Below are 12,603 nucleotides of genomic sequence, written 5' to 3'. Positions count from 1 at the left end.
TATATAAAAAGGCTTTATCTAGTAAGGCTTTTTAAGGTTGGCTGTATTTTATTTTTTACGTATACCGGATCACAATCAGCCAATATACATGTGTGCACAAAATCTTGACTAAAGTCTGATAACCAAGAAATTGCCTTACGTTTTTCTACCAAGCTTTCTGTTTTTTTGCAGTGACTTGCTGCATCAATCATTGCCTGCGCTATTACTGATTTCCACAGCAAATAATACCTTTGTATATCATCTGACGTACTATTTGTTTCATAGTGGTTAAAAAATTCTTTAAAATTGAAGTTGTTTGACATAATGATACCTCTTTGGATTGAAATTTGAAATGATTTGAGTTTATGTCGCCACAGCAGATTCCGCTAACAAGCAGCGGGATAACGAATTACTTAACCGTCATTACACCGTCATACCGCGATTCATTCGCGGTATCTCAGCCGCTAACAAGAGATCCCGCTAACAAGCAGCGGGATGACGAATTACTTAACCATCATTACACCGTCATACCGCGATTCATTCGCGGTATCTCTTAGCCGCTAACAAGTAGCGGGATGACGAGCTTATCGTCATGCCACTGCGAACCGTCATACCGCCACGAACCGTCATACCGCCGCGGTATCTCATCAGCTAACAAGCAGCGGGATGACGGTTGTCGTTTAGCCATAAACATTAAGAAATTTACCAAATAAAAAAAAGGCAAAAGAAGCCCTGGGGTTATTATCCGCTTTAAAATATTGGCATTTTTTATGTTTTAAACGCTTGACAAGCGAGATTCAGCCGCTTTTAATTGCAACTAACTTACGCTGCAAATGTTTAAGAAATTTACTAAGCAGAAAAAAAGACAAAGAATCCCCAAGTTAGCTAGTCTTTTACTATCTCTGTCGAGTATTGGCATTTTTTGATGTCTTGTAACGCTTTATAAGCGCGTTCAGCTTATTTAGATAAAAATCTAGATGTAGATGAAGTTTTGTAAAGACATACAGTATCTATATACTGCAAAAAATTGAACATAAGACGCCGATACATTAAGTAATCCTTACCTTTTAATCTGCAGATTGGCGAAAGCAAATACAATAGCTTCAGTTTCATGATAAGGGGGCTGGCGAGGTTTGTCAAGGAAGTTTTTTTGTTTCTGCGGGCTACCTGGTTTTTCTACTGAAATTTTGAAAAATGTAATCTACTCCTATATTCAAATATATCAAGCAGTAATTCAAAATCAGCCATTGCGCCTTTTGCGTTATTATACGCGAGATTGAGCAGCTCTTTGTCCTGATATAAATCAGCAAATTTAAATTCCATACATCCTGATTGTTTTGTGCCTAAAATATCTCCACTGCCTCTTAGCATCATATCCCTTTCAGCAATGTAAAATCCATCTTGTGACTCACACATGATCTTTAACTTTGAAGATGAGCTTTTACTTAAATTATCGTATAATAATACACAAAAAGATGGCTTGTTTCCTCGCCCTACTCTGCCTCTTAACTGATGCAATTGTGATAACCCAAATTGCTCTGCATTTTCTATAATCATGATGGTTGCATCTGGCACATCTATACCAACTTCTATCACAGTGGTTGCAACAAGCAGAGAAAATTCATTCCTTTTGAAGGAAAACATAACTTGATCTTTCTGCTCCTGAGTCAATTTTCCGTGTATTATCCCGACTTTATCAAGAAATGTTTTTTGTAATTCCTGAAAACGCATCTCTGCTGCAGCAATATTGGTCTCTTCGTTTTCTTCTATATATGGACAAATCCAATATGCTTTTTCGCCCCTGTTTATAGCACCTTTTAGCTTTTCAATAACATCTGGCACCCTACTAATGTTCATAGTTACAGTTTTTATTGGCAATCTGGATTTTGGTTTTTCTTTCAAAATTGAACATTCAACGTCACCATACATAGCTTGCTGCAAAGTTCTTGGAATGGGAGTTGCAGTAACGAAAAGTATATCGGCATTTTCTCCTTTTCCTACCAAGCGATTTCTCTGCATCACTCCAAATCGCTGTTGCTCGTCTATGACTGCAAGCCCTAAATTTTTAAATGTAACGTTAGCTTGAAATAGTGCATGAGTGCCAATCACTATATTTAAAACACCACTTGCAAGTTCGTTCATGATAATCTTTCTTTCCTTGCGCGAAGTTTTACCAGTAAGCAGCGCAACTTTTATATCGGTACAGGATAAAACTTCCTCAATCCAATTATAATGTTGCTCCGCCAAGATAGTAGTCGGTGCCATTAGAGCTGCCTGCATGTTGTTTTCTACCACATTTATCATTGCAAAAAGTGCAACTACGGTTTTGCCACTACCAACATCACCTTGCAGCAAGCTTATCATGCGATACTTGGATTTTTGTCTCTCTGAGATCTCATCTATTGCACGAGTTTGATCATTTGTTAATTGAAACGACAATTCATTTAAAACTTGCTCTTTGTATTTACTCAATATTATAAATTCTCTTCCCCTTTCTTTCACATGATTTTTTCTTGCAAGTTTCAGCGCTAGCTGATACGCAAACAATTCATCATAAGCAAGCCTTTTTCTACAAACCTCAGCTTCCACCAATGAGCTTGGTCTGTGCAACTTTATGATGCTTTCCCTCCAACTTAACCATTTTTTTTGCTTGATTAATGTATCATCTATCCACTCTGGTAAATCAGGCAATTCCTTTAGATTAGAGCTTATTATGTTCCCAATGCGCTTATTGGTAATGCCACGGCATAATTGGTAAACTGGCTCTATGCAAGCTATTTTTTTAAATTGGTTGATGTCAAGCGACACGTAATCTGGATGAGTAATTTGCCAATGTTCAGCAAATTTTTCGAGTTTGCCACTGATGATCACATTCGCTCCAATTGGAAATAGTTTATATAAATACTTAACTGAGTAATTAAAAAAGACTATGAATATATACTGACTCTCACTTTCAACGACTATTTTATATGGTCTACCTCTAAAAGTGGGCGACTGATGCTCATAAACTTTTGCAATGAAAGTTGTAAATTCTCCAACTCGAGCATCAGATAGTAACTTGCTTCTATCCACATAACTAAGTGGCTTATAAAACAGCAGATCCACCACCTTGTCCCCACCACAAAGTTTAGGCAATATTGCGGAATGGAACTTAGGTATATTCTCCAGCCTGCTATTTAGAAAAATCTGATTGCTCATTGAGATTCATACATGTGTAAAACTGTTATAGAGCCTTTTTAAAATCTTGTCACCTTATGGTCAGGTATGCACTATAGCTAGCACAGCTCTCTAACGTTATACCGCGATTCATTCGCGGTATCTCAGCCGCTAACACGTAACGGAATGACGAATTTGTTGTTTTTAAAATCATCGGTAAGCCTAAGTTACCCCTAACTATATTTGCTATCATAGGGCTTATAGTAGGTATTTTATTAACTTATTAATCATTTTTATGTATTATTATACTATCAGCAGTCTATATCAAGGTATTCATAATGAGTAGCTCTATATCAGAAGAAAAGGAAAATCCAGTAGTTACATTAAGAGCTCAAGCAGAAAAGTTTGGTTTTAGCAAGTTAAGAGCTGGTAAAGACAATGCTGAAGCGAATTCTGGTAATACAGCGTTCTTAGATTTTCAGAGAATGGATTTTGTTATTAACGGCAAAAGTATAAGTAGAGATTTGATTGCCGAGCTATACAAAGAACATGATAGTTTACTGCCAAAAAGTGAAGGTAAAAATGAAGACTACCGCCCATTTGCAAGAAAAGTTTTTAAGGAGATGTTCAAATACGCTAAGGCAGAAGTTCCAAGTGACTCTATCTTGGAAGAATTAGTTATCAATTGTAATCAAGCAGGATATGAAGCTGGTGTACATATAGAGTTTCAAGGTGCACTTAGCCAGCATTCATTCATAATAGAAAGACCTGAAAAAGTGATAAGTATTGACTGTGTTAGCCAAAATAATGTGAGTGTTAAATCTGATATGACATTACCAATATTTTTCCAAAGGAGTGACGGTACATTCGGTGACAAGGTGTGTGATCTATCCAGCTCACTAGAATTCACGCTTAAGTCTCAAGATGATAAAAATGTAACATACACAAATGGTAACTTGTAACTTACTGTTCCTGAGAGACTGAAGGACTATAATATAGGTGATAAAAGCTTATTTGACATTATAAAAGAATACTTTCAGAAATTGTGCGAGAGGCTTGGATTTTTTAAAATAAAAATAGAGCATGGTTTAGGCGATCCACTAGAAGTAAGCGACCATCTGGAAAATATGGAACCCCCTATTCGTAGTAATGAGCACGGCCTGAATTAAAATATCTTGAGCTTGTTTGCACAATCAATCACTTCAGCATTTAGAAATTGTTTTTTAAACCAGGTATACTGACGTTTCGCGTAGTGTCTTGTGTTTGTTTGAGCAATTTGTATCGCTTCGTCTAAAGTAATCTCACCTTTCAAGTACTTTATAATTTCTGGCACTCCGTGTGCTTTCATAGCTGGCAAATGTGGGGCTAGGTTCATGCTAAGTAGCTTTTTTACTTCATCAATTGCTCCATTTTCAATCATTGTAATGAAACGAGAATTTATTTTTCGGTATACATCTTCACGTTTAGGCAGAATTGTATATATCTTAAAATTATTGAATAAAGGAGGCTGTCTATTCTCTTGCCATACAAAAATTGACTTGCCAGTTTCAGTGATAACTTCAAGTGCCCTTGAAAGGCGGTGCGAGTCATTCATGAACACTTTACCTTGAATCCTTGGATCTTTGCTTAGCGCTAATTTGTAAAACTCCTCTTTACTTAAATTTTTCCTGAGCTCACTTACGTTTTTTCTCACTTTCTGACTTATTTGTGGCATTGATGATAAGCCTTTGATTAAACTGCTGATGTAAAGCCCGCTTCCTCCAGTGATGATAGGTATTTGAGCATTTTCTAATGCGTGATTAACTTCTTTTTCTAAATCTTCTAACCATAGACCCACGGAATAATTTTCTTTTGCTGAAACATAACCATATAGTTTATAAAATACTTCTTGCTTTGGTGGTTGAGCAGTAATTATGGGAATTTCTTCATATACCTGCTTTGAATCACAATTTATTATACTAATATTTCCATATTTTTCTATCAGGTTATCGCATAATTCTGATTTACCTGAGGCCGTAATTCCTGTAATAATTACTATATTATTTTTCATTTATATTAATTTAATTAACATATGATAAAGTGTAGTAAAAGTTTGGATTCTACAATCTAAAGTTTGGAGATTTTTATGGCAGAAAACAACGACAATAATTCATTTACTAAGCGTTTCACAAACAGGACTCCTGGCGGTACAGGGGAAGGTTTTTCCAGTAAGTATTCGTCTCAAAACACCAAAGAACGGGCATTAGGGGAAAAAGGAAAAATTTCTGAATTAGCAGGCAAAAAAACCGAATCCAAGGAAGCTTTTTCTGAAAGTGGCGGCATAAAAAGTAAAAGCAGAACTGTCAATGAAAGATCTTTTGCTGATGCAACAAAAAGAAGTAGGTCAGATCTTGTATACTTAGTCCGTGGTAAAGATCGTGGAAAATCAGCGTGGCATTATGTGTTAGTTGATAAAGAGAAAAGAGAAATGTTTCTAGCAAAAAGCAGAACTGGCTCTATAGATGTTGCAGACTATGGAGAGATTTTGTATTCAGGATGGGGAGAGGATCCACCACAGGCAATAATTGATAAAGTCAATGAAGAGTTTGGGTTGTAGCAAATCTGCATAACAAATGGTAAGCTGCGTTGCATTACGTTTACAAAAACTAGCAGTTACTATATAAGATACAGTGCAACAAAACTGATCTAGTTGTTATGAATAAGTTTTTAGCTATATGGTATCTAAAATAATAAATGCAATACAGAACAATTTATTAGTGTGTTTTCCAACAGAAACAGTGTATGCTCTTGCTTGTAATGCACTAGATAATGAATCTATAGGAAAAATATATCAGATAAAGAAACGCTCTCAAAATAAACCACTGTCTATATTTGTTAGTGATATTTACAATTTGACAAAAATAGCAAAGGTAAAGGAAAGATATATTGATTTAATAAACCACTTTTCTCCTGGACCAATTACCTATATTTTACCACTTAAAAACAACAACATATTGCCAAACGAATTCTTTAAAGATAGTATAGGTATCAGAATTCCTGAGCATCCTATTGCAATTTCAATACTAAACAAACTGAAAGTTCCAATAGTTGCAACTAGTATAAATATTTCAGGAGAAAAAAGTGTATGTAAGGCAGACGATATACCACAATCCATTAAGCAACATTTATCTGCAGTGATTGAAGATGACGAATTAGTTTCTGGTATAGAATCTACTATTATTGACTTAACCGAAGATAAGATTAAGGTTTTAAGGGAAGGTGCAATTTTATTACAAACAGTAAACAATGCATTTTCAAACTAAGATCTATAGGAGAAAGAATGAAAAAAGTAATAGGTCACAACCAGGCCAAAAAAAAATTAATGAACAACTTATCTGTTCAGTCTTGGCTGATCTGTGGTAAAAAAGGTATAGGAAAAGCAACACTTGCAAAATCCTTCTCCAATTGGTTACTCATAAAAAGCTATAATGAAGTAGCATTGGACTTACACATTGTTGAAGGTGATACTATCGGAATAGAAAAAGTCAGAGAAATGAAAAACTTTCTACACTTAAGTCCCATTCAATCAGAACACAAAATAGCTATAATAGATAGCTTAGAGGCAATGACTAATAACGCTAAAAACGCAATATTGAAAATATTAGAAGAGCCGCCAAAAAATTCTAAGATATTTATAATTAGCCATAAGCCATATGATATACAAACCACTATCTTGTGTAGGTGCTTTCAGCTGAATTTACTCCCATTAACTTATGATGAAACAAAGCAAGTTGTTTCATCTCAATGTAAATTTGATGATCAAATATTTGATGAAATCATTACTTTATTTCCTGGAATGCCAGGAATGATAATAAATGCAATAAGTAGTGATGCTTATGAAGCATACAAGTGCTTTTATAAATTTCTTCATGATTTAAAGAATCCCAATATGATTAATAAAGTAATTAATAGCGAAATCGAACTAGAACTAGCATCATATATAATTCAGGCCTTCATTTTAGAAAGCATAAAGAGAGAGGTAAATGATGTTGAAATTCTGCTAAGTCAGTGGAAAAAAATAGATGAACTTTTTGTTGTTGCTAAGCAACTCCACTTAGATAAAAAGCATGTTTTAGCTAATGTAGTTAATATCATGACATAAGTTTACAAAGTATAATACTTTTAACATAAATTCATGATAAAATCCTGTTAATTTAATACTTGAAGTATATAATTTGACTGATAATAAATTAACTGTATGGCAATCAATAGAAGTTTTGACGAAAGCTATACTGAATATGCAGAAAGAATTGAGTTCAATCAAGAATATAGCTTTAGACCAGGACGTCACCTTAGAAAAAGGAAAGGAGTTATTAAGTGGCATCTATGAGGCAAATTTTAAGCTAAACAAGGCAATCAATATAGCCACTTTGCCAAAAATTGGCTATCATATGCTAAATGGTGAGTTTGTTGTACGTAATCATATCACGGAAGAGGAAGTAAGGATTCCTAGAGATTTTCATTACCTTAAAGTCGTAAAATCCGATCATGATAATTATAAATTAACGTTTTGTAATTTTTTAGGTAATGAGTTTTTTGAATATAAAAAGTATGATCCACAATATTCTGGCGTTTCAGATGAATATAAGTTTGTGGATTTTGGTAGTGTAAAAAAGACTCATAATCTAAAATTTAAGGAATACGTTGGTCATGCACCTAAATTTTTTGCTGCAGAAGGGCCTATTGAGCCTGGATCCCAAAACCATGTAATTGATCTATTTGAGCTAGTCAAAAGTGGTAAAGGTAGAAAAGTGGGAACCTTTGCTGATGAATTTGGTTATTTTGATGATCAAAATAAATTACATTATTATAATTATCACAAAAGTGTAGAAAGTAATACTTATGATCCTGAAAATTTCAGTGTAAAAATGATAAATATAGATGTGAGCAAAATCGATAAATTCTACCTCATTGCAGAACAAGGTGATATAATCATTCATCCTATTTGGGAAAATTTAGACATATTTTAAAGTTTTTTTTAGAGTATCTAAGCTTATTGTTATTATAACGATCCGATTAGGTCTGGTAGTATTGTGTTATGGAAGATAAATTGCTTGAATCAGTAAAAAACAAAAGTTATTTCAGTAAAGCAGTCGAATGGTACTGCCATAGGTATCTGTTTTGTGTAGCAGAAAGATCTTGGATGGCATTAATAGTATCGCTTCTCCTAGTATGCTTATGTTTATTAACATTAAACATATACCTGTTATTTCCTGTTAAAAAAGATTTAAATTTTGTGAAGTATATGAACCACACAGAAGATGAGTTCTCTGCAATGCATAAGCTTAGTTTCAGTAAAAAGGAAGATGAATACACTTCCACAGCGAGGTACTTAATAAGTAAATACATTGAAGTATACGAGTCCATTAAGACCGTTGAACCGAAGTACCAAGAAAATTTTATAAGAAACAATTCTATACATAAAATCCATCAAGGCTTTCAGGAAAAAACGAATAATGAAGCTGTTTCATCCAAAAGAAAAATTACCAACATAAACGTAATAACATTATCTATTGACCGATCGACCAAGGACCTAGTTACATTTGCTGGAAATGCTACTGTAGTTTTTACAACCGAGCAAAATAAGGAGGATACTGTGGAGATTAGCTTCACTTTGTCGAATATAAAAGCAACTCTGGCTGGTATAATACCATTTAAATTTATTGTTAATGGTTATAAATACAGATTTTAAAATATTACTTGGTAGCTAAAAAAAATAACCAAAGTGCATGTAGCAGTAATAACTGGAGGTAAAACTAGAAGAATTGGTGTTTTTTTAATAAAGTAATTCTGAGAAGGTTTTAAGAAAAAGGCGTTGTAAATTATCGGTAAAAAGTACAGAGCGTTGAGTATAGTACTAACAATTAACACTAGAGTTACAAACACAGAAAGTATTACATTGCCAGAGTTGAAAACAGCTTGAAAAATGAGAAATTTACCCCAAAAAGTCGGAGCAGGCGGCACCCCTATCATAGACAACGCACCTATAGCAAATGCTGTCATGCTAATTGGCATACTGCGTCCTATACCGTAAATCTTATCTATATACTTCTCACCTGCTCTTGTTATTATTGCTCCTGCAACGAAAAACAAAGTGATTTTTGCAAATGCGTGGCAAACTAATTGGAAAATTGCAACCCTCATGCTGAGCTCACTAAAAATTGAAGCGAATAATATAATATACGACAATTGAGAGATGGTAGAGTAAGCAAGCAATTTTTTTAATTCTTTTTGCTTTAATGCAATCAATGATGCAGTAATAATAGTAAATCCAGCAGCGTACGGAAGCCACCCTCCAGCAAACCAACTTTGCTGCGCAAAACGTTGCATGTTACCGATACCGAAAGTGTATAATATAACTTTTATGATGATGAAAACTCCGGATTTCACAACAGCAACAGCATGCAGTAGTGCGCTTACAGGAGTTGGTGCAACCATTGCTTTTGGTAACCAAAAATGCATTGGCATTAATGCAGCTTTTCCTATTCCGTAAATCAGCATAGCAAAACACACTGCAATGAAAGTGATGAGTGAAGTATCAAATTTGAATATTCCACCACTTACAAAGTCTAAAGTATGAAATTCATTATATAAAAGGCCTATTGCAGGAAAAAACAATACCAAAGAAGAGAAAAATAGCACGCCAAAGTAATAGCGCCCTGCAATCATTGATTCATTTGTTGAGTTGTAAGTAACCAGAGGGTATGTACTAATAGTTAGAAGCTCATAAAAGACAAATGTAGTGAGCAAATCTCCAGAAAAAGCAATAAACATTGCACAGCTAATTGATATTGAAAAAAAGCATAGAAAACTTGAGTGATTGCTATCAGCATAGTTATTCTGCATATAACATATTGCATATATACTGGTCAGCACCCATAAAAACGATATTAATAAACTGAATATTACTCCGGTAGACTCTAGCTTTAAACTAATGTGCAAATTATTACCAAAATCCATGAGGATAAATTGAGAATGATCACCATACACCCAATATAAAGTGCACAGACACGTATACGTAAACAGAAGTACAGAAGAAGTGACAGTAATACTATTGTTCACTCCGGGCCATTTACCAGTAAAAAAAATAACTAACGCACTTAAAAGTGGAATCAACGCAGTAATTAATAAATAATTCTCAGTAATTGAAAATGGTAAGGAAAGATACATTAAGATATAGTCCATTAAATTTTTTGTTTAGGTAAAGCTAGAATTATACTAAAATCATAGAAAAACTGCTATGTTTTTTTAGTTGTTGCATATGCTATAGCTATACTGCCGCGGTATCTCTAGATCCCGCTAACACGTAGCGGGATGACGAATTTGTCGTTACGTCATACCGCGATTCATTCGCGGTATCTCATCCGCTAACTAGTAGCGGGATGACGAGCTTATCGTCATGCCACCGCGAACCGTCATACCGCCGCGGTATCTCAGCATAGATTCCGCTAACTAGTAGCGGAATGACGGTTTTTCAAATTGTTGTAAGTCGGTTTAGCTATATAGATAGCATAAAGTCAACTGCATAAATTGAAACAATATCTGCTAGACGCAAATTACAACAAATGCAGTAGCGTAATCTCCATCGTCACTCAGAGAAAGATGAATTTTGGAGATAAAATCCTTGCTAACGGTAAGATATGGCTTGCCTCTTACATCATTGTATATTTCTATATCTTTCATTATAATACCCTGACCACTACCTCGTGCTTTAACAAAAGCCTCCTTTGCCGCAAAACGCTTAGCGAAATACCTTGCTCGCATTTCTTGACTATTATACTTTCTACTTAGCTCTATTTCTTTCTCAGTGTAGATTCTATTGAGAAATTTTTCCCCGTATTTTTGTAATATCCTCGATACTCTTGGTATATATACTATGTCAGTGCCGATACCGTGTATCATTTTGTGCTAAAGTGATTTATTGCTTCCTCAATCTGCATTTCCTTTACCTCTCCAGTTGCTCTATTTTTTACTTCAACTATCTTTTCATCTATTGCCTTTTTTCCGACAATTATTTGCCACGGCAAGCCTATCAGATCCATTCTAGAAAATTTTACTCCTACACTTCCTTCCGTGTCATCGTAAAGCACTTCATCGCTCTTCAAAGCTTTGTATATTTTATCTGCAGCCTCCGTTACTTTCGTTTGTAAATTGATTAAACCAATTCTGAAAGGAGCCACCGATTCTGGCCAGATAATTCCTTTATCATCATGAAAAGCTTCTATTATTGCACCGACAAGCCTTGAAACTCCAATGCCATACGAACCCATATGTATATTGACATTTTTTCCATCTTGAGAAGTAACACTTGCCTTCATAGGCTTTGAGTATTTGTCGCCAAAATAAAAAATATGCCCTATTTCAATACCTTTACTAACATTTAACTGCTCTTGTGATATAGGGCAAGTCTCAGGATCATGCATATCATCTGCAACTGCGTATATACTCTTCAAACTTTCAACATCTTCGCTTTCTAGCAACTCAGAAAATTTGTTGTCGTAATATAAAGTGCTTTCACCAGTGTTTGCCAATATATGAAACTCGTGGCTCAAATTTCCTCCAATTGGCCCCGTATCAGCTCGAACTCCAATTGGGGTAAGTCCCATGCGTTTGAAGATTTTTATGTAAGTTTTGTACATCAAATTATATGAATTCAGTGCACCTTCGTAATCTACATCGAAGCTATATGCATCCTTCATCAAAAATTCCCTGCCCCTCATAACGCCATAACGTGGTCTTACCTCATCACGAAACTTCCATTGAATTTGGTATAAACAAAGTGGCAAATCTTTGTAACTTTTTACCATATCTCTAATTAGATCAGTTGCCACCTCCTCGTGCGTTGGACCAAAAAGCATGTCTTCCTCATGCCTATCCCTTATACGTAACATTTCCTTACCGTAATCATCGTAACGCCCTGATTCTCGCCAAAGATTTGCTGGTTGGACACAAGGCATCAACACTTCAATAGCACCGGATTTGTTCATTTCATCTCTGATAATGTCTTCAATATTTTTAAGCACTAAGAGACCAAGTGGTAACCAGGAATAAATGCCAGATGCTATCTGCTTTATTAAACCTGCACGTAAAGAATATTGATGGGAGATAATTTTAGCATGAGCAGGCTTTTCCTTTAGAGTTGGTAAGTAATACTTGGATAAACGCATATAATAGATCTGATTGTATTAAACAATCTTAATACAATCAGATCTATAGGTAAACTTATTTTGAAAAAGAAGGGAAGTGTGTGGTGCTTTCCTTAACGTACTAATACCGATCCCCTCTCAAATTTAGTAGCCGCTCCACCAAACATTTTACAACGGTCCTTAACAGAAGAAGCTGGTAGCTTTCCTGCTTCATTAGTCACTGTTGTTGCAGGAAGAGCTTCAGGTTTCGTTTTTAAATTAACAGGCTTAGGCGATATCAGTG

The 12,603-nt window shown here is 35.0% G+C and carries 12 protein-coding genes; 6 read left to right on the top strand and 6 right to left on the bottom strand.

What is annotated here, in order from left to right; translation table 11 throughout:
* Positions 1–14 precede the first annotated feature (14 nt).
* Positions 15–302 carry a hypothetical protein gene (locus ABWU32_RS06970; protein WP_007549783.1) on the bottom strand — a complete coding sequence of 96 codons (288 nt, stop codon included), beginning with the start codon at positions 300–302 and terminating at the stop codon, positions 15–17.
* Positions 303–1,155: 853 nt separating this feature from the next.
* The gene (gene recG, locus ABWU32_RS06965) at positions 1,156–3,177 is read right to left on the bottom strand and encodes an ATP-dependent DNA helicase RecG (RefSeq protein ID WP_015589220.1); all 2,022 of its coding nucleotides are present in this window, start codon (positions 3,175–3,177) and stop codon (positions 1,156–1,158) included.
* A 296-nt stretch (positions 3,178–3,473) separates the two neighbouring features.
* On the opposite strand from recG, the gene ABWU32_RS06960 reads away from it, so the two are divergent.
* Positions 3,474–4,097, top strand: a complete 624-nt coding sequence (locus ABWU32_RS06960) for a hypothetical protein (protein WP_353278615.1) — start codon at positions 3,474–3,476, stop codon at positions 4,095–4,097.
* Between the two features lie 203 nt (positions 4,098–4,300).
* Here ABWU32_RS06960 and miaA read toward each other — a convergent pair whose 3' ends face one another.
* Positions 4,301–5,185, bottom strand: a complete 885-nt coding sequence (gene miaA / locus ABWU32_RS06955; protein ID WP_006280293.1) for a tRNA (adenosine(37)-N6)-dimethylallyltransferase MiaA — start codon at positions 5,183–5,185, stop codon at positions 4,301–4,303.
* 75 nt (positions 5,186–5,260) lie between these two features.
* Between miaA and ABWU32_RS06950 the strand changes: the two genes are divergently transcribed.
* From ABWU32_RS06950 to ABWU32_RS06930, 5 genes are all read left to right on the top strand, one after another.
* Positions 5,261–5,731, top strand: coding sequence for a hypothetical protein (locus ABWU32_RS06950; protein ID WP_015589217.1), 471 nt, complete (start codon positions 5,261–5,263; stop codon positions 5,729–5,731).
* 118 nt (positions 5,732–5,849) lie between these two features.
* Positions 5,850–6,437 (top strand): L-threonylcarbamoyladenylate synthase, encoded by a 588-nt coding sequence (locus tag ABWU32_RS06945; RefSeq protein ID WP_141457207.1) that lies wholly within the window; start codon positions 5,850–5,852, stop codon positions 6,435–6,437.
* Between the two features lie 17 nt (positions 6,438–6,454).
* A complete protein-coding gene (locus ABWU32_RS06940; RefSeq protein WP_141457205.1) occupies positions 6,455–7,276 on the top strand; it encodes an AAA family ATPase in 822 nt (273 codons plus the stop codon).
* Between the two features lie 73 nt (positions 7,277–7,349).
* Entirely contained in the window at positions 7,350–8,144 is a 795-nt protein-coding gene (locus ABWU32_RS06935) for a hypothetical protein (protein WP_015589214.1), read from the top strand.
* A gap of 68 nt (positions 8,145–8,212) precedes the next feature.
* Positions 8,213–8,866 (top strand): type IV secretion system protein VirB8, encoded by a 654-nt coding sequence (locus ABWU32_RS06930; protein WP_015589213.1) that lies wholly within the window; start codon positions 8,213–8,215, stop codon positions 8,864–8,866.
* On the opposite strand, the gene ABWU32_RS06925 is transcribed toward ABWU32_RS06930, so the two are convergent.
* The 3 genes from ABWU32_RS06925 to proS all read right to left on the bottom strand — a co-directional run bounded on the left by ABWU32_RS06925 (position 8,863) and on the right by proS (position 12,341).
* Positions 8,863–10,359, bottom strand: a complete 1,497-nt coding sequence (locus tag ABWU32_RS06925; protein WP_041573531.1) for a proton-conducting transporter membrane subunit — start codon at positions 10,357–10,359, stop codon at positions 8,863–8,865. The two genes, ABWU32_RS06930 and ABWU32_RS06925, sit on opposite strands and share 4 nt — an antisense overlap.
* A gap of 360 nt (positions 10,360–10,719) precedes the next feature.
* Positions 10,720–11,076, bottom strand: coding sequence for a holo-[acyl-carrier-protein] synthase (locus ABWU32_RS06920; protein ID WP_007549151.1), 357 nt, complete (start codon positions 11,074–11,076; stop codon positions 10,720–10,722).
* Positions 11,073–12,341, bottom strand: coding sequence for a proline--tRNA ligase (gene proS, locus ABWU32_RS06915; protein ID WP_015589211.1), 1,269 nt, complete (start codon positions 12,339–12,341; stop codon positions 11,073–11,075). Before proS ends, ABWU32_RS06920 begins: the two co-directional genes overlap by 4 nt.
* Between the last annotated feature and the right edge of the window lie 262 nt (positions 12,342–12,603).

The organism is Wolbachia endosymbiont (group A) of Udea olivalis (assembly GCF_964028365.1).
Classification (GTDB): domain Bacteria; phylum Pseudomonadota; class Alphaproteobacteria; order Rickettsiales; family Anaplasmataceae; genus Wolbachia; species Wolbachia pipientis.
The sequence above is the reverse complement of the archived record's forward strand: the minus strand, read 5'-3'. Positions and strand labels throughout refer to the sequence as shown.